Source organism: Faecalibacterium sp. I3-3-33 (assembly GCF_023347295.1).
In the GTDB taxonomy this organism is placed as follows: Bacteria; Bacillota; Clostridia; order Oscillospirales; family Ruminococcaceae; genus Faecalibacterium.
Map to the genome: position 1 here is coordinate 1,163,142 of NZ_CP094469.1, position 18,691 is coordinate 1,181,832.

The window sequence follows — 18,691 nt, forward strand, 5'->3', positions numbered from 1 at the left end:
AGTTTTTACCATGGGTTTAGGTAAGAAGACGATCGACGATCAGAACTACTGCGGCAAGAAGGTGCTTGTCCGCTGCGATTTCAACGTCCCGATGAAGGACGGTGTCATCACCAACGAGAACCGCATCAACGCAGCACTGCCCACCATCCAGAAGCTGGTCAACGATGGCGCAAAGGTCATCCTGTGCAGCCACCTGGGCAAGCCCAAGAACGGCCCCGAGGCTAAGTTCAGCCTGGCTCCCGTTGCTGTGGCTCTGAGCGCAAAACTGGGCAAGACCGTTGTGTTTGCTGACGACGACAACGTTGTGGGTGAGAACGCAAAGGCTGCTGTGGCTGCCATGAACAACGGCGACGTCGTTCTGCTGCAGAACACCCGTTTCCGCAAGGAAGAGACCAAGAACATGCCCGAGTTCAGCGAGGAGCTGGCTTCTCTGGCTGACGCTTATGTGGACGACGCCTTCGGCAGCTGCCACCGTGCACACTGCTCCACCGCAGGTGTCACCGACTACATCAAGGATACCGCTGTCGGCTACCTGATGGAGAAGGAGATCAAGTATCTGGGCAACGCCGTCAACGACCCCGTCCGTCCCTTCACCGCTATTCTGGGCGGCGCTAAGGTCGCTGATAAGCTGAACGTCATCTCCAACCTGCTGGAGAAGGTCGATACCCTGATCATCGGCGGCGGCATGGCTTACACCTTTGCCAAGGCTCAGGGCTACGAAGTGGGCAAGAGCCTGTGCGACGACACCAAGCTGGACTACTGCAAGGAAATGATGGCTAAGGCCAAGGAGAAGGGCGTCAAGCTGCTGCTGCCCGTGGATGCAGCCTGCATCAAGGACTTCCCCGATCCCATCGATGCTCCCGTGGATGTGACAATCGTGCCCATCAGCGCTATTCCCGCTGATATGGAAGGCTGCGACATCGGCCCCGAGACCATGAAGCTGTTTGCTGACGCTGTCAAGGCTTCCAAGACCGTTGTCTGGAACGGCCCCATGGGCGTGTTCGAGAACCCCACTCTGGCAGCTGGTACTCTGGCTGTTGCCAAGGCTATGGCTGAGAGCGATGCTACCACCGTCATCGGCGGCGGCGACAGCGCAGCAGCTGTGCAGCAGATGGGTCTGGGCGACAAGATGACCCACATCTCCACCGGCGGCGGCGCTTCTCTGGAGTATCTGGAGGGCAAGGAGCTGCCCGGCATCGCAGTCATCCAGAACGCATAATTTTTCCGGCATCACAATGGGTGCGGCGGCATTTACGCCGCCGCATCTTTTCTTTTTGTGCAGGCAATTTGTAAATAGTTACGAAGGTAAGGAGAAAATAACAATGGATAAGGCAAAGCGCAAGGCTATTATCGCTGGCAACTGGAAGATGAACAAGACCGCCTCCGAGGCTGCTGTTCTGGTGGACGAGCTGATCCCCGCCGTGAAGGACGCCACCTGCGAGGTCGTCATCTGCACCCCGTTTACCGATCTGGTCACCGCTGTGGCTAAGACCAAGGGCACCAACATCCATGTGGGTGCCGAGAACGTCCACTTTGAGAAGTCCGGTGCTTTCACCGGCGAGATCAGCGCCGATATGCTGGTAGATCTGGGCGTGGAGTACGTCATCGTCGGCCACTCTGAGCGCCGTCAGTACTTTGCAGAGACCGACCAGACCGTCAACAAGCGCGCGCTGGCTGCCCTGAACGCCGGTCTGAAGGTCATCCTGTGCGTGGGCGAGAGCCTGCAGCAGCGCGAGGAGGGCGTTACCGAGGAGCTGGTCCGTATGCAGACCAAGATCGCCCTGCGTGACGTGACCACCGAGCAGATGGCAAACGTTGTCATCGCCTACGAGCCTGTCTGGGCCATCGGCACCGGCAAGACCGCTACCGCTGATCAGGCAGAGGAAGTCTGCGCTCAGATCCGCAAGGTGGTGGGCGAGCTGTACGGCGAGGCTGTGGCCGAAACTACCACCGTACAGTATGGCGGCAGCATGAACGCCAAGAACTGCGAGGAGCTGCTGAGCAAGAAGGACGTGGACGGCGGCCTGATCGGCGGCGCATCCCTGAAGGCTCCTGACTTTGCAGTCATCGTCAATGCAGCAACCAAGGGCTGAGCAACTGCCTTTTTCCCTAATTAGCTGTTTCAGCGCCCGGCTGCGCCGTTTTTTCAGCGCTGAGCCGGGCGCTGATCTGTTTTTACAGCAGCCGTTCGGGTGTTATGCACCCGCAGGCTGCACCCGCAGGCGGGGCGCTTAGCCTTGCCCGCAACGCGTGATAAATTCAAAGGAGATTCAATTTTATGGCAAAGAAACCTGTTCTTCTGTGCATCATGGATGGCTTCGGCTGGGTGCCGAACGAGACCTTTGGCAACGCCGTTGTGGCTGCCAAGACCCCCCATCTGGATGCTCTGATGGCAAAGTACCCCATGACCACCATTGATGCTTCCGGCATGGCTGTCGGTCTGCCCGATGGCCAGATGGGTAACTCCGAGGTCGGCCACACCAACATGGGCGCAGGCCGTATCGTGTACCAGCAGCTGACCCTTATCACCAAGTCCATCCACGATGGCGAGATGCTCAAGAACCCTGTGCTGGTCAAGAACATGAAGGCCGCTATTGAGGCTGGCAAGGCCATCCACCTGATGGGTCTGGTGGGCACCGGCGGTGTGCACAGCCATGCCGACCACTGGTTTGGCGTGCTGGAAATGGCAAAGCATCTGGGTGCAAAGGAAGTTTACCTGCACTGCATCACCGATGGCCGTGATACCGACCCCCACTCCGGCAAGGGCTTCCTTGCTGACCTGCAGGCCAAGCTGGACGAGCTGGGTGTGGGCAAGATCGCCAGCGTTTCCGGCCGTTACTACGCCATGGACCGCGATAACAACTGGGATCGTGAAGAGAAGGCTTACGCTGCCTTCGTCTACGGCGAGGGTGAGCACGCTGCCAACGCTGCCGAGGCCATCGAGGCTTCCTACGCAGCAGACAAGACCGATGAGTTCGTGCTGCCCTGCGTCACCTGCGAGGGTGGCCGCGTGCAGGACGGCGACACCGTCATCTTCATGAACTTCCGCCCCGACCGTGCCCGCCAGATGACCCGCATCTTCTGCGACGATGCCTTTACCGGCTTCGAGCGCCGCGGCGGCCGCAAGCAGGTGAACTACGTCTGCATGGCCGAGTACGATGCCACCATGCCCAACTGCGAGGTTGCTTATCCCCCGGTGGAGCTGAAGAACGTTCTGGGCGAGTACCTGTCTGCCCATGGCAAGACCCAGCTGCGCATTGCCGAGACCGAGAAGTACGCTCATGTCACCTTCTTCTTCAACGGCGGCGTGGAGGCTCCCTACGAGGGTGAGGACCGCTGCGTCATCCCCAGCCCCAAGGTTGCCACCTACGACCTGAAGCCTGAGATGAGCGCCCCCGAGGTCGCTGCCGAGTGCGTCAAGCGCATCGAGAGCGGCAAGTACGATGTGGTCATCCTGAACTTTGCAAACTGCGATATGGTCGGCCACACCGGCGTGTTCGATGCTGCTGTCAAGGCCGTTGAGGCTGTGGATACCTGCGTGGATCAGGTGGTCACCGCTGTGCTGAACGCCGGCGGCTGCGCTTTCATCACCGCTGACCACGGCAACGCCGAAAAGATGATGAACCCGGACGGCACCCCCTTCACCGCCCACACCACCAACGTTGTGCCCTTTGTGGCAGTTGGCTGCGGCGACGTGAAGCTGCGCGAGGGCGGCTGTCTGGCCGACATCGCACCCACCATGCTGCCCTATATCGGCCTGCCCGTTCCCGCCGAGATGACCGGCAAGAGCATCATCGTGGAGTGATGCCGGACGGGATAACCGGATAAACAAACAAAAGGCTGCTGCACATTTTGTGCGGCAGCCTTTTTGCGTAAGAAAAATTTCCGTGAAAAGGGAATAGCGGAGCGTCCGCAGACGCTCCGCTATTCCGAAATTAAAAATAGTTGGCCTGCAAAACGGCAGAACTTACTTTTTCAGGTGGCTGTCCCAGCCGCTGGAGGTGGTGGCCTGCTGATCGGGCGTGCACCACATGGCCTCTACGCCGTCCAGCGATTCCACCAGCTTCTGTCCCTCTTCCAGCGGCATACAGAACAGGGCGGTGGTCAGGCAGTCTGCCATGCCGGAGTCCGGGCACAGCACGGTGACACCGTTGTAGTAGGCAGCGGGCCACAAGGTGTCCGGGTCGATGATGTGGTGGTAGCGCTTGCCGTCTACCACAAAGTAGCGCTGGTAGTCGCCGCTGGTCACCAGCGCAAGGTCGCTCATGTTGATGGGCGAGCCGAAGATGGAGTTGCTATTGGTGTACACCTCCGAGGCGTTCCATGGGTTCTCCACGCCGCCCGTCCACTGGCTGCCGTCCGGCTTTGTGCCGATGGCGCGCAGGTTGCCGCCCACGCTCACCAGTGCGCTGGTCAGGCCCCGGGCTTCGGCGGCGCGGCAGACCATCTCCACGGCGTAGCCCTTGCCCACGCTGCCCACGTCCAGCGACATCTCCGGGTCGGACAGGTAGACCGTTTTGGCCTCCTCGTCGATGACAAGGTCGTTGATATCGCAGTGCTGGGCAGCGGCTTCCAACTCCTCCTGTGTGGGCAGGGTGTTGTCGGCCTCGGAGGCGTTCTGTTCGGCAGCTTCGCGGTAATCGTGCCAGATGCCCAGCACACTACCCATGGCAATGTTGATCTTGCCGCCGGTCAGGTCGTACATCTGCCGCGCCAGCTCCAGCATGGAGAGGATACGGTCATCTACCTGTACCGGAGCTTTGCCGGCGTTTTCGTTGATGGTCTTGACGTTCACAACGCCGTCGTAGTCGTTGTAGATATCATAGAGCTGGTTGTAGGCAATCAGATCCTGATGTAGCGCCTGCATCTGGGTGTTGAACTCTTCCTCGCTCTCACAGTAGGCGATGACCTGCGTCACTGTGTCGAACACATCATAAAAGATAGTGGTGTACCGGGTCAGTTCCTTTTTGGGCTTGCAGCCGACCAGCAGGCTAAGGCTCAGCACTGCCGCCAGCATGGCAGCGGTCATGCGGGTGATGCGGCTCTTCATACGGTCTGGCTCTCCTTTGCGGCGGTAAAGGCGGCGTGCTCCTCCTGCAAATGCGCCAGCAGGTCTGCAAACATCCAGTTGCGGTTTGCGGGGGTGACCACCGCCTTGAGCGGGATGGTCACCTGTGCCTGCCGCATCAGGTCCAGCAGGGTGTCCACGTCCTTATCGCGGAAGTTTGCCAGCACCAGCGCCGGGGGATAGGCGCCCGGCTCCAGTACCAGCGTTTTGGGGGCTTTTACCTCTACCTCGCCCAGCAGCTGGGCAACGGTCTTGCCGGCATCGGCGGGGGAAACAAGCAGCAGCTTCATGCCAAGGGCGGGTGCCATACCCTCCAGCTTGCCCCGGTCGGCGGGGGAAAGGTTCCAGCCCAGCGCCAGCGGCACCCCGGCGTTCTGGTTGCGTGCAATGTGTGCTTTCATCTTTAAAACCTCTTTCGGCAGTGAATTTTCAAAATACACCATAGTATACCATAAAACCCGTGAAAAGAAAATGAAAACCCGCCGGTGCATACAAAAAAACTCCCCCTTGCGGGGGAGCGGACGGAGCGGGCTCAGTTCATTTTTTTGCCGAAGAACTCTACCTCTTTGCCGATGAACTGCATCAGTTCATCGAACTGGTCCGGGGTCAGGCTCTGTGCGCCGTCGCACTTGGCCTTGGCGGGGTTGTTGTGCACCTCGATCATCAGACCGTCGGCACCGGCGGCGACCGCGGCTTTGGCCAGCTCCGGCACCATCCATGCGTGGCCGCAGGCGTGGCTGGGGTCCACCACCACCGGCAGATGGGTCATCTTGTGCAGCATGACCACACCGGCAAGGTCCAGCGTGTTGCGCATACTGGTCTCAAAGGTGCGGATGCCGCGCTCGCACAGGATGACGTTCTCGTTGCCCTCGGCCATGATGTACTCGGCGCTCATCACGAACTCTTCCAGCGTGTTGGCAAGGCCGCGCTTGAGCAGCACCGGCTTTTTCTGGCGGCCAACAGCTTTGAGCAGTTCAAAATTCTGCATATTGCGGGCACCCACCTGGATCAGGTCTACGTTTTCAAACAGGGGCAGGTGCTCGGTGTTCATGATCTCGGTCACAATGGGCGAACCGGTGGCGCGGCGCGCCAGCTTGAGCAGGTCCAGACCCTCGCTGCGCATACCCTGAAAGGAGTAGGGAGAGGTGCGGGGCTTGAATGCGCCGCCGCGCAGCAGGGAAGCGCCTGCCGCCTTTACGCGCTGGGCGCAGTAGGTGATCTGCTCCTCGCTCTCAATGCTGCACGGCCCGGCGATGACCGCAAAGTTACCGCCGCCGATCTTGACGCCCTCCACGTCGATAACACTGTCGTCCGGATGGAATTTGCGGTTGGCCTTTTTGTAGGGCTCGGACACGCGGCGGCAGGTCTCCACCACCGGGTTTGCCAGCACCCAGCTTTCCGCAATGGCCTTGGTGTCGCCGATCAGCCCCAGAATATGGGTGTCGCTGCCCTTGGAATCGTTGATCTGCAGACCCATATCCTCCAGCTCGTGGCAGAACTCGCGCACCTGTACGTCGGGGGCATCCTGTTTGAGTACGATGATCATAGTGTTTTGTCTCCTTTGCCTTTTTCTATCCTGTGAAACGGCGAGGGAGACCGGCTCCTTTGCCGCAGCTTGCAGTGTCAAACTTCATTACTCTGAAGTGCGTGACGCTATGATATCACTTCATGAAACTGAAGTCAAGAGAAATTTTGAATTTTTCCAGAAAAAGTGGTAAAATAGAAACAGAGCAAATGTAAAAGAGGGAATAACAATGGGAAAAGAAGCTAAAACCAACGCAATGCGCATTCTGGAACGGGAAAAGGTGGCCTATATCGCCCACGAGTACCCCCACGAGGAGGGGGTGGCGGTGGACGGCGTGACCGTAGCCGCCAGCATGGGCGAGGACCCTGCCTGCGTATACAAGACGCTGGTAACGCAGGGCAGCAGCAAAAACTATTTTGTGTTCGTCATTCCGGTGGCGGCAGAGCTGGACTTAAAGGCCGCTGCCCGCAGCGTGGGCGAAAAGAGCGTGGCAATGATCCATGTGGCGGATATCAACAAGGTGACCGGCTATGTGCGGGGCGGCTGCAGCCCGGTGGGCATGAAAAAGCAGTACCGCACCGTCTTTGACGAAAGCGTGCTGACCCAGCAGAAGGTCTACGTTTCCGGTGGGCGCATCGGCACGCAGGTGTGCTGCGCCCCGGCGGATCTGATCCGCGCTGCCCGCGCTGCCACCGCAAAGATCATTTTTTAAAAATCCGGCGCGATATCTGGGATACATCAACACGGCCTTTACATAAAATATACCCGCTGCATAAGTCATACTTAAAAAGAAAAAGAATGGCGAAACTGCACAAAACTTTCGAAAGTTTTTTGACGGCATGGGAACACAAGGGAGAATTTGCCCAAACGCTCTTTGCAAAGCGGTTTTTTTGCCGTAAACTGTATCTAGTACAGGGACGATGCCCCAAAAATCGGGCTTGCATCGCCGCCTGAAAAAACGCTTGCACAGGAAACTGCGGAGGGAAACTTCAATGATGCTGCTGGTGCCGGGTCGCATGGAATGGGGTCACATTCACTGCAATCAGGGGCATGGTGCAACCTTGTGCAAAATGCGCGGACAGAAAAACCGGAAATAAAGGCCGTGGTACAGGTGTACCGCAGCCTTTTTTGTTTGTCGGTCTTGTTGGACAGTTGAGAAAGAGAGGCTTTGGAAAATGGTTCGTAAAGTGGCAGTGATCATGGGTTCGGACAGCGATTGGCCGGTGGTCAAGGGTGCCTGCGCCCAGCTGAAAGCGCTGGACATCCCCTTTGAGGCACATATCCTTTCGGCACACCGCACCCCCGCCGAGGCAGCAGCTTTTGCAAAAAGCGCAAAGGCCAACGGCTTTGGTGTCATCCTGTGCGCAGCAGGCATGGCAGCACATCTGGCAGGTGCTTTTGCCGCCAACACCACCCTGCCGGTCATCGGCATCCCCATGAAGGGCGGCGCGATGGATGGCTTGGACGCGCTGCTGGCTACCGTGCAGATGCCCAGCGGCATCCCGGTGGCGACTGTGGCGCTGAACGGTGCCAAGAACGCCGCATGGCTGGCTGCTGAAATTCTGGCCCTGAGCGATGACGCACTGGCTGAAAAGCTGGAGGCTGAGCGCGTAGCCATGGCACAGCAGATCGCAGCAAAGGAAGAAAAGCTGCAGAACGAACTGAACGAGCTGTAAAGGAGAACCAATGTCTGATTTTGCATATCCGCTGCATGAGGAGTGCGGCGTTTTCGGCATCTACGACCGTGCCGGTACCGAGGATGTGGCCGCAGCGGCTTATTCGGCCCTGTATGCGCTGCAGCACCGCGGGCAGGAGAGCTGCGGTATTGCCGTCAACGATGACGGCGTGATCACCGGCCACCGGGATCTGGGACTTGTGAACGAGGTGTTCACCCCGGAGGTGCTGGCAAGCCTGTCTACTACCACGGCACACATGGCCACCGGTCATGTGCGCTACGCCACCGCCGGCACCCGCGTCCGCGCCAACGCCCAGCCTATGATCGTCCGTCATGGCCGCGGCACCATGGCGCTGTGCCACAACGGCAACCTGACCAACGCCGTGGAGTTGCGCCGCCAGCTGGAGAATGAGGGCGCGATTTTCCACGGCTCCTCGGATACCGAGGTCATCTGCTACCTCATCACCCGCAACCGTCTGCGCATGGGCAGCATCGAGACTGCCATCAGCAAGACCATGGACGTGCTGGAGGGTGCATACAGCCTTGTGATCATGTCTGCCACCAAGCTCATCGCGGTGCGCGACCCCCGGGGCTACCGTCCCCTGTGCATCGGCACCCTGCCCGGCGGCGGCTACGTCTTTGCCAGCGAGAGCTGCGCACTGGATGCCACAGGTGCCACCCTGCTGCGGGATGTGGAGCCCGGCGAGATCGTAGTGATGGATACCAAGACCGGCGAACTGCGCAGCATCAAGGATCACTGCGGCCGCCCGGACACCCAGATGTGCGTGTTCGAGTTCATCTACTTCGCCCGCCCGGACAGCGTCATCGAGGGCAGCTCGGTGCACGAAGCCCGCAAGCAGGCAGGACGCTTCCTTGCACAGGAGCACCCCGTGGAGGCCGATGTGGTCATCGGCGTGCCGGATTCCGGCTTGGATGCAGCACTGGGCTACTCGCAGGAGAGCGGCATCCCCTATGGCATCGGCTTCATCAAAAATAAATACATCGGCCGCACCTTCATTCAGGGCAGCCAGAAGCAGCGCGAGAACAGCGTGCGCATCAAGCTGAACGTGGTGTCCAGCACTGTCAAGGGCAAGCGCGTGGTGCTGGTGGATGACTCCATCGTGCGCGGCACTACCTCTGCCCGCATCATCAAGCTGTTGCGGGATGCCGGTGCTGCCGAGGTGCACTTTATGGTCTCGGCACCTCCCTTCAAGTATCCGTGCTACTTTGGCACCGATATCCCGGACCAGAAGCTGCTGGTGGCTACCGGTCGCACGCTGGAGCAGATCAACGAGGTCATCGGCGCCGATACGCTGGGCTATTTGTCCAACGAGCACGTTGTCCAGCTTGCCAAAAATGCAAAATGCGGTTTCTGCACCGCCTGCTTTACCGGCGAGTATGCCGTAGAGCCGGAAAGTGTGCTTTCTACCGATATTCACGACCGTCACCTGAACGACCGTCCCAAGGACGCCAAAAAGTTAGGAGAGTAAGAACATGGAAAAGAGCTATTCTGAAAGCTACGCCGCAGCAGGCGTGGACATTACCGCCGGTTACCGCTCTGTGGAGCTGATGAAGCAGTATGTCGCCCGTACCATGAACGAGCACTGCATCGGCGGCTTGGGCGGCTTTGGCGGCCTGTTTGAGCTGGACTGCACCGGCTACAAGCACCCGGTGCTGATCTCCGGCACCGACGGTGTGGGCACCAAGCTGAAGGTGGCTATGATCATGGATAAGCACGATACCATCGGTATCGACTGCGTTGCTATGTGCGTCAACGATGTCATCTGCGCCGGTGCAAAGCCGCTGGTGTTCCTGGACTACATCGCCTGCGGCCGCAACGTGCCGGAAAAAATCGCCAACATCGTCAAGGGCGTGGCCGAGGGCTGCGTGCAGGCCGATTGTGCACTGGTGGGCGGCGAGACTGCCGAGCACCCGGGCATGATGCCGGAGGACGAGTACGATCTGGCCGGTTTCACCGTGGGCGTTGTGGACAAGGAAAAGATCCTGAACAACGAGACCATGGCAGCAGGTGACGTGATCCTCGCTCTGCCCTCCACCGGTGTGCACTCCAACGGCTTCTCGCTGGTGCGCAAGGTGTTCAACATTGACGCCGACCCCGATGTGCTGTTCTCCACCCCCGCCGAGCTGGGCGGCAAGACCCTTGGCGAGGCGCTGCTGGCTCCCACCAAGATCTACGTCAAGCCCGTGCTGAAGGTGCTGGAAGAGGTGCAGGTCAAGGGCATCTCCCACATCACCGGCGGCGGCTTCTACGAGAATATCCCCCGCAGCCTGAAGAAGGGCTGCTGCGCCCGCATCAACAAGGCAGATGTGCGCACCCCGGCGCTGTTCCACCTGATGCAGAAGGTGGGCGGCATCTCCGAGCACGATATGTTCAACACCTTCAACATGGGCGTGGGCATGGTGCTCACCGTGCCCGCCGAGCAGGCTGATAAGGCACTGGAGATCCTGCACGCCAACGGCGAGCCGGAGGCCTACCGTCTGGGCGTCATCGCAGAAGGTGAGGGCGTGGAGCTGTGCTGAACATTGCCGTGTTAGTGTCCGGCGGCGGCACCAATCTGCAGGCGCTGCTGGACAGCGAGGCCCGGGGCGAGAACCCCAATGGTAAAATTACGCTGGTAGTGGCCTCCAAGCCCGGCGTCTTTGCGCTGGAACGCGCTGCAAAGGCCGGTGTGGAAGGCTGCGTGGTGCGCCGCAAGGACTACGCCACCAGCGAGGAATTTGACGCTGCACTGCTGGAAACACTGCGGGCGCACAACATTGATCTGGTGGTGCTGGCGGGCTTTCTGTCCGTGCTGGGCCCCAGCGTCATCGCGGCCTATCCGCGCCGCATCCTGAACGTGCACCCCGCGCTGATCCCTTCCTTCTGCGGGCCGGGCATGTACGGCCTGCGCCCCCACGAGGCTGCACTGGCCCGGGGCTGCAAGGTGACCGGCGCTACCGTCCACTTTGTCAACGAGGAGTGCGACGGCGGGCCCATCCTGCTGCAAAAGGCCGTGGATATCCTGCCCGGCGACACCCCCGAGGTGCTGCAGAAGCGGGTGATGGAGCAGGCTGAATGGAAGCTGCTGCCCAAGGCTGTGGCTATGATCTGTAACGGTGAAGTGGAGTAAAAACTCCTTCTATCATGCCTGACGGCGCGCCACCTCCCTCAAGGAGGGAGGCTTAAGGCCCCCTCCCCGAGGGGGCTGTCGCCGCAGGCGACTGGGGGAGTTCCGTAAATAGGAGAACAACAATGGAAAAGATCAACCTGAACGAGTATCTGGCCGCCAACGAGTACCCCGGCCGCGGCATTGCTGTGGCAATGGCACCGGACGGACGGCAGATGTTTATCGGCTACTTTATCATGGGACGCAGCGAGAACAGCCGCAACCGCGTGTTTGACCCCGTGCCCGAGCGCGGCGGCATCTGCACTGTTGCAGCCGACCCCGCAAAGCTGGAGGACCCCAGCCTGATCATTTACAACCCGGTGCTGACCCTTGGCAAGACCCACATCGTGACCAACGGCGACCAGACCGATACCATCTACGACCTGATGAGTCAGGGCAAGAGCTTTGCCGACGCCCTGCGCACCCGCACCTTTGAGCCGGACGGCCCCAACTACACCCCCCGCATCTCTGCTGTGGTGTACGCCGACGGCAGCTACCAGATGAGCATCCTCAAGTCTGCCGACGGCAACGGCGACAGCGTACAGCGCTATTTCTTTGATTATCCCCAGCCCGTTGCAGGCGAGGGCCACTTCATCAGCACCTACAAGCACAACGGCAACCCCATCCCCAGCTTTGAGGGCGAGCCTCTGCGCTTTGCCTGCCCCCGCACCATCGGCGATTTTGCCCACGATATGTGGAGCAGCCTGAATCTGGACAACAAGGTGAGCCTGTTTGCCCGGGTCATTGATCTGGAAACCGGCGAGAGCGGCGATATGATCTTTAATAAATATGATCCGGTGTGCAGCGACTTTGACGACCCTGAGGAGCCGGAGCTGCTGCCCGAGGAGCTGGAACTGCTCAAAAAGCTTGACGCCGAGGAAGAATAAGAGTAAACCTTAGGATATAAGGAGGATGCACCAATGAATGAACTCGCACTGAAGTACGGCTGCAACCCCAACCAGAAGCCCAGCCGTATTTATATGGAAGATGGCTCCGACCTGCCCGTTACCGTGCTGAACGGCAAGCCCGGCTACATCAACTTTCTGGATGCTCTCAACTCCATCCAGCTGGTCAAGGAACTGAAAACCGCCTGCGGTCTGCCCGCAGCGGCCTCCTTCAAGCACGTTTCCCCGGCAGGCGCAGCACTGGGTCTGCCCCTGACCGAGGTGGAGCGCCGGATGTACCACATTGCCCCGGAGACAGAGCTTTCTCCGCTGGCCTGTGCCTATGCCCGCGCCCGCGGCGCAGACCGGATGTCCTCCTTCGGCGACTGGATCGCCCTGTCTGACATCTGCGATGTGCCCACCGCAAAGCTGATCCAGCACGAGGTCTCCGACGGTATCATCGCCCCGGGCTACGAGCCGGAGGCACTGGCTATCCTGTCCGGCAAAAAGAAGGGCAACTACAACGTGGTCGCCATCGACCCTGCCTATCAGCCCGCTCCCATCGAGCATAAGCAGGTGTACGGCATCACCTTCGAGCAGGGCCGCAACGAGCTGGTCATCAACGCCGACACCATGCTGAACAACTGGGTCACCGAGAACAAGGACGTGACCGAGGAGCAGAAGCGTGACCTCATCATTGCCCTCATCACCCTGAAGTACACCCAGTCCAACAGCGTGTGCTATACCTATAATGGTCAGACTATCGGCGTGGGCGCAGGCCAGCAGAGCCGTATCCACTGCACCCGTCTGGCCGGTCAGAAGGCCGACAACTGGCAGCTGCGCCACATGGACAAGGTGCTGGATCTGCCCTTCCGTGACGATGTGGCAAAGCCCAACCGCGACAACGCCATTGATGTTTACATCGGCGATACCCCGGAGGATGTCATTGGTGATGACGTCTGGGCAGAGACCTTCACCCGCCAGCCCGAGCCGCTGACCGCCGAGGAAAAGAAGGCCTACCTCAGCAAGGTGACCGGTGTTTGCCTTGGTTCGGACGCTTTCTTCCCCTTCGGTGACAACATCGAGCGCGCCCGCCGCTCCGGCGTGACTGCCATCGTGCAGCCCGGCGGCTCCATCCGCGACCAGCAGGTCATCGACACCTGCAATAAGTACGGCATCGCCATGGACTTCTGCGGCCTGCGGCTGTTCCATCACTGATTTTCCTCTGCACAGGAGCAACGCAGCAAAAAGGCTCCCCCCAAAGAGGGAAGCCTTCAGAGGATGCCTGCATACGCAGGCAGATCAAAAACGGGAAGGTGAATGATATGGCTGAAAAAATTCTGGTAGTGGGCGGCGGCGGCCGCGAGCACGCCATCATCAAGGCACTGAAAAAGAGCCCCGACTGCGGCGAGATCTGGTGCGCACCGGGTAACGGCGGCATCAGCTATGACGCCAAGTGCAAAAACATCAAGGCCACCGATGTGGATACTATGGTGGGCTTTGCAGTGGAAGAAAAGTTCGATTACGTTGTGGTGGCGCAGGATGACCCTCTTGCACTGGGCATGGTGGACGCGCTGGCAAAGGTGGGTATCCCCGCCTTTGGCCCGGACAAGGCTGCTGCCCGCATCGAGGCCTCCAAGGTGTTCTCCAAGGACCTGATGAAGAAATACGGCATCCCTACCGCAAAGTACGAGACCTTCGATGACCCCGCAAAGGTCATGGACTACATCCGCGCCGAGGGCAAGTACCCGGTGGTCATCAAGGCAGACGGTCTTGCACTGGGTAAGGGCGTGCTCATCTGCGAAAACGAGCAGCAGGCCGCTGATGGCGTCAAGGAGATCATGCTGGACAAAAAGTTCGGCGCATCCGGCAACCATGTGGTGGTGGAAGAGTTCCTCACCGGGCCGGAGGTCAGCGTGCTGAGCTTTACGGACGGCAAGGTGGTCAAGCCCATGGTCTCCAGCATGGACCATAAGCGCGCCAACGACCACGACACCGGCCTGAACACCGGCGGCATGGGCACCATTGCCCCTAACCCCTACTACACCCCGGAAGTGGCTGCGGAGTGCATGGAAAAGATCTTCCTGCCCACCATCCGCGCCATGAACGCCGAGGGCTGCCCCTTCAAGGGCTGCCTGTACTTCGGCCTCATGCTCACCCCGGACGGCCCCAAGGTCATCGAGTATAACTGCCGCTTCGGCGACCCCGAAACGCAGGTGGTGCTGCCGTTGCTGGAAAGCGACCTGCTGCACATCATGCAGGCCTGCACCGACGGTACGCTGGCACAGCAGGAGGTCAAGTTCTCCGATGGTGCTGCGGCCTGCGTGATTCTGGCCTCCGGCGGCTACCCTGTGGCCTACGAGAAGGGCAAGCCCATCTCCGGCCTTGTGGACGGTCAGCTGCCCGGCGAGGAGAACGTGACGGTGTACCACTCCGGTACTGCCATCACCGAGGACGGCCAGCTGGTGACCAACGGCGGCCGCGTGCTGGGCGTTACCGCCACCGGCCCGCGCCTGACCAACGCCCTGAGCCACGCCTATGAAGCAGCCGAAAAGATCAGCTTTGAAAAGCTGCATAAGCGCAGCGATATCGGCCTGCGTGCCCTGAAAGCGCTGGCAGAGAAGCAGTAAGAAAGAATACAAAGGGGGAACCTACCCAATGGTCTATCGTATTTATGTGGAAAAAAAGCCCGGCTTTGATGTCGAGGCAAACGGTCTGAAAAACGAGCTCACCAGCCTGCTGGGCATCAAGGACCTGACCGGTCTGCGCCTGCTGAACCGCTACGATGTGGAAGGCATCGACGAGGCACTGTTCAACCAGTGCGTCAGCACCGTGTTCAGCGAGCCGCCGGTGGATAACACCTACGCCGAGCTGCCCGCTGCCGAGGGCGTGTCCTTCGCGGTGGAGTATCTGCCCGGTCAGTTCGACCAGCGCGCAGCTTCTGCTGCTGAGTGCATCCAGCTCATCAGTCAGGGCGAGCGCCCGCTGGTGCGCTCTGCTCGCGTCTACCTGCTGGAGGGTGCTCTGACCCCCGAGCAGGTGGCCGAAATTAAGAAGTATGTCATCAACCCTGTGGAAGCCCGCGAGGCTTCTCTGGAGACCAAAGAGACCCTGAAGATGGATTACCCTGTGCCCGCTGCCGTGGCAGTGCTGGAGGGCTTCAACCAGCTGGACGAGGCTGGCCTTGCCAAGTTCATCGAGGAAAAGGGTCTGGCCATGGATCTGGGCGACATCAAGTTCTGTCAGGAGTACTTCCGCTCCGAGCAGCGCGACCCCACCATCACCGAGATCAAGATGATCGACACCTACTGGTCCGATCACTGCCGCCACACCACCTTCGGCACCATTCTGGACGATGTGCAGATCGACGACGCCGTGGTGCAGGAAGCTTTTGACCGCTACATGGCTATGCGCACCGAGCTGGGCCGCGAGAACAAGCCCCGCTGCATGATGGACCTTGCCACCATTGGTGCCAAGGAGCTGAAGAAGCAGGGCATCCTGAAGAATCTGGACGAGTCTGAGGAGATCAATGCCTGCACCGTCAAGATCAAGTGCGATGTCAACGGCAAGGACGAGGACTGGCTGTTCCTGTTCAAGAACGAGACCCACAACCACCCCACCGAGATCGAGCCCTTCGGCGGCGCTGCCACCTGCATCGGCGGTGCCATCCGCGACCCGCTGTCCGGCCGCAGCTATGTCTATCAGGCTATGCGCGTCACCGGCGCAGGCGATCCGCTCAAGCCGGTCAGCGAGACCATGCCCGGCAAGCTGCCCCAGCGCAAGCTGGTCACCACCGCAGCCGCCGGTTACTCCTCCTACGGCAACCAGATCGGTCTGGCTACCGGTCAGGTGGACGAGATCTACCACCCCGGTTATGTGGCAAAGCGCATGGAGATCGGCGCTGTTGTGGGCGCTACCCCTGCCTCCCACGTCCGCCGCGAGTGCCCCGCCCCCGGCGATGTGATCGTGCTGCTGGGCGGCCGCACCGGCCGTGACGGCATCGGCGGCGCTACCGGCTCCTCCAAGGCACACAAGCTGGACAGCCTTGAGCACTGCGGTGCTGAAGTGCAGAAGGGCAATGCGCCCATCGAGCGCAAGCTGCAGCGCCTGTTCCGTCGCGAGGACGCCTGCAAGATGATCAAGCGCTGCAACGACTTTGGTGCCGGCGGCGTTTCCGTTGCCATCGGCGAACTGGCCGACGGTCTGTATATCGATCTGAATAAGGTCACCAAAAAGTACGAGGGTCTGGATGGCACCGAGCTGGCCATCAGCGAGAGCCAGGAGCGCATGGCTGTGGCGCTTGCCCCGGAGGATGTGGACAAGTTCATCGCCATTGCCACCGAGGAGAACCTCGAGGCTACCCCTGTGGCCAAGGTCACCGAGGAAAAACGCCTGAACATGGTGTGGAACGGCGTTTCCATCGTGAACATCAGCCGTGAGTTCCTGAACTCCAACGGTGCAGAAAAGCACCAGAACGTCCATGTGGAAAAGGGCAGCGTCTGGCAGCCCCAGTGGGCCGGCCTGACCTTCAGCCAGAAGATGAAGTCCATGGTGGGCGATCTGAACGTCTGCAGCAAGAAGGGTCTTTCCGAGCGGTTCGACTCCACCATCGGCGCTGCCACCGTGCTCATGCCCTTTGGCGGTGCATACCAGCTGACCCCCCAGAACGCCATGGTAGCCAAACTGCCGGTGGACGGCGAGACCACTACCTGCTCCGGCATGGCATGGGGCTATAACCCCTATCTGATGAGCGCCAACCAGTATGTGGGTGCACGGATGGCTGTTATTGAGAGCGTGACCAAGCTGGTCGCCACCGGCTTCCGCTACGAGGACGCCTACCTGACCTTCCAGGAGTACTTCGAGCGTCTGGGCAACAAGCCCGAGCGCTGGGGCAAGCCGCTGGCTGCCCTGCTGGGCGCACTGGATGCACAGATCGGTCTGGGCATTGCCTCCATCGGCGGCAAGGACAGTATGTCCGGCTCCTTTGAGCAGCTGGATGTGCCTCCCACGCTGGTGTCCTTTGCCACTGCCATTGGTAAGGCAAGCCGCGTAATCTCTACTGAGTTCAAGAAGCCCGAGAGTACCGTGGTGCTCGTGCGGCCCATCATCGACCCGGAGACCGGCTGCCCCAACTTCTTCTCCCTGAAGGCCAACTACAAGATCGTGGAGAACATGATCGAGGAGGGCATGGTCGCCTCTGCCTGCTCCGTGGGCTACGGCGGCATTGCCGAGGCGCTGTTCAAGATGGGTCTGGGCAACCGCATCGGCTTTAAGATGCGTGCGAACATGACCACCCACCAGATGTTCGAGCCCATGTACGGCTCCATCATTCTGGAAATGGTGTCCGATTCTCCCGCCGGTATGCTGCTGGGCGAGACCACCAAGGAGTACACCTTCGAGTCCTGCGGTGAAAAGCTGGATATGGCCGAGCTGCAGGAGATTTGGGAGAGCAAGCTGGAGCCTGTGTATCCCTACCGCAAGGCCGGTTCTGCCGTGGAGAAGATCAACGGCAGCCTGACCGCTCCCGCCGCACCCAAGATCGGTGTGGCAAAGCCCAAGGTCATCATCCCGGTGTTCCCCGGCACCAACTGCGAGTACGACACCGCCAAGGCCTTTGCCCGCGCCGGTGCCGACCCCGAAATTCTGGTGGTGCGCAACCTGACCCCCGCCGACGTTGCCGAGAGCTGCGAGGCACTGGTCAAGGCTATTGACGCAAGCCAGATCGTCATGCTGCCCGGCGGCTTCTCCGGCGGCGACGAGCCGGACGGCAGCGCCAAGTTCATCGCCTCCTTCTTCCGCAACCCTGCGGTCACCGAGGCTGTGCGCCGTCTGCTGCAGCAGCGCGACGGCCTGATGCTGGGCATCTGCAACGGCTTCCAGGCTCTAATCAAGCTGGGTCTGGTACCCTACGGCGATATCCGCCCCATCACCGCCTGCGACCCCACCCTGACCTTCAACACCATCGGCCGTCACCAGAGCATGCTGGTGCACACTCGTGTGGCTTCCACCGGCAGCCCGTGGCTCAGCAAGTGCGAGGTGGGCGAGATGCACACCATCGCCATCAGCCACGGCGAGGGCCGCTTTGTGGCGCCGCAGGAGGTGCTGGACACCATGCTGCGCAACGGTCAGGTGGCTACCCAGTATGTGGATCTGACCGGTGTGCCCACCATGGATCAGCGTTTCAACCCCAACGGCTCTGTGCTGGCTATCGAGGGCATCACCAGCCCGGACGGCCGCGTGTTCGGCAAGATGGGTCACTCGGAGCGCAGCGGCGAGTACCTGTACAAGAACGTCACCGGCGATAAATACCAGCCGATCTTTGAGGGCGGCGTGGACTATTTCAAGGTTTGATGGTAGAATAGAGAAAAAACT

General features: G+C 60.2%; 15 protein-coding genes. 12 read left to right on the top strand and 3 right to left on the bottom strand.

The genetic code is table 11. The features are described from left to right. The first annotated feature begins 10 nt into the window (after positions 1-10). The 3 genes from MTP39_RS05640 (at position 11) to gpmI (ending at position 3,805) form a co-directional block, all read left to right on the top strand. A complete protein-coding gene (locus MTP39_RS05640) occupies positions 11-1,219 on the top strand; it encodes a phosphoglycerate kinase (RefSeq protein WP_113621263.1) in 1,209 nt (402 codons plus the stop codon). Positions 1,220-1,322: 103 nt separating this feature from the next. Continuing rightward, entirely contained in the window at positions 1,323-2,093 is a 771-nt protein-coding gene (gene tpiA / locus MTP39_RS05645) for a triose-phosphate isomerase (RefSeq protein ID WP_249241778.1), read from the top strand. Between the two features lie 185 nt (positions 2,094-2,278). Next, positions 2,279-3,805 carry a 2,3-bisphosphoglycerate-independent phosphoglycerate mutase gene (gene gpmI / locus MTP39_RS05650; RefSeq protein ID WP_118658334.1) on the top strand — a complete coding sequence of 509 codons (1,527 nt, stop codon included), beginning with the start codon at positions 2,279-2,281 and terminating at the stop codon, positions 3,803-3,805. Between the two features lie 162 nt (positions 3,806-3,967). Here gpmI and MTP39_RS05655 read toward each other — a convergent pair whose 3' ends face one another. The 3 genes from MTP39_RS05655 to aroF form a co-directional block, all read right to left on the bottom strand. Continuing rightward, complete coding sequence (locus tag MTP39_RS05655) at positions 3,968-5,050, bottom strand: FAD:protein FMN transferase (protein WP_249241779.1); 1,083 nt, start codon at positions 5,048-5,050, stop codon at positions 3,968-3,970. Beyond that, positions 5,047-5,469, bottom strand: coding sequence for a DUF3783 domain-containing protein (locus tag MTP39_RS05660; RefSeq protein WP_249241780.1), 423 nt, complete (start codon positions 5,467-5,469; stop codon positions 5,047-5,049). Before MTP39_RS05660 ends, MTP39_RS05655 begins: the two co-directional genes overlap by 4 nt. Before the next feature lie 131 nt (positions 5,470-5,600). Then, the gene (gene aroF / locus MTP39_RS05665) at positions 5,601-6,614 is read right to left on the bottom strand and encodes a 3-deoxy-7-phosphoheptulonate synthase (RefSeq protein WP_005922307.1); all 1,014 of its coding nucleotides are present in this window, start codon (positions 6,612-6,614) and stop codon (positions 5,601-5,603) included. A 208-nt stretch (positions 6,615-6,822) separates the two neighbouring features. Between aroF and ybaK the strand changes: the two genes are divergently transcribed. The 9 genes from ybaK to MTP39_RS05710 all read left to right on the top strand — a co-directional run bounded on the left by ybaK (position 6,823) and on the right by MTP39_RS05710 (position 18,670). Continuing rightward, positions 6,823-7,305, top strand: a complete 483-nt coding sequence (gene ybaK / locus MTP39_RS05670) for a Cys-tRNA(Pro) deacylase (RefSeq protein ID WP_249241782.1) — start codon at positions 6,823-6,825, stop codon at positions 7,303-7,305. Positions 7,306-7,768: 463 nt separating this feature from the next. Continuing rightward, positions 7,769-8,269 carry a 5-(carboxyamino)imidazole ribonucleotide mutase gene (gene purE, locus MTP39_RS05675; RefSeq protein ID WP_097779922.1) on the top strand — a complete coding sequence of 167 codons (501 nt, stop codon included), beginning with the start codon at positions 7,769-7,771 and terminating at the stop codon, positions 8,267-8,269. Between the two features lie 10 nt (positions 8,270-8,279). Continuing rightward, entirely contained in the window at positions 8,280-9,758 is a 1,479-nt protein-coding gene (gene purF, locus MTP39_RS05680; protein WP_249241784.1) for an amidophosphoribosyltransferase, read from the top strand. 4 nt (positions 9,759-9,762) lie between these two features. Further along, positions 9,763-10,809: a phosphoribosylformylglycinamidine cyclo-ligase gene (purM, locus tag MTP39_RS05685; protein WP_015538200.1), complete on the top strand. Its 1,047-nt coding sequence runs from the start codon at positions 9,763-9,765 to the stop codon at positions 10,807-10,809. After that, a complete protein-coding gene (gene purN / locus MTP39_RS05690; protein ID WP_249241785.1) occupies positions 10,803-11,399 on the top strand; it encodes a phosphoribosylglycinamide formyltransferase in 597 nt (198 codons plus the stop codon). Before purM ends, purN begins: the two co-directional genes overlap by 7 nt. 122 nt (positions 11,400-11,521) lie before the next feature. After that, positions 11,522-12,322: an IMP cyclohydrolase gene (locus MTP39_RS05695; protein WP_249241786.1), complete on the top strand. Its 801-nt coding sequence runs from the start codon at positions 11,522-11,524 to the stop codon at positions 12,320-12,322. A 33-nt stretch (positions 12,323-12,355) separates the two neighbouring features. Beyond that, positions 12,356-13,537: a phosphoribosylaminoimidazolecarboxamide formyltransferase gene (locus tag MTP39_RS05700; RefSeq protein WP_249241787.1), complete on the top strand. Its 1,182-nt coding sequence runs from the start codon at positions 12,356-12,358 to the stop codon at positions 13,535-13,537. A gap of 107 nt (positions 13,538-13,644) precedes the next feature. After that, positions 13,645-14,949, top strand: coding sequence for a phosphoribosylamine--glycine ligase (purD, locus tag MTP39_RS05705; protein ID WP_097779927.1), 1,305 nt, complete (start codon positions 13,645-13,647; stop codon positions 14,947-14,949). Between the two features lie 28 nt (positions 14,950-14,977). Then, positions 14,978-18,670, top strand: coding sequence for a phosphoribosylformylglycinamidine synthase (locus tag MTP39_RS05710; protein ID WP_249241789.1), 3,693 nt, complete (start codon positions 14,978-14,980; stop codon positions 18,668-18,670). The last annotated feature ends 21 nt before the right edge of the window (positions 18,671-18,691 follow it).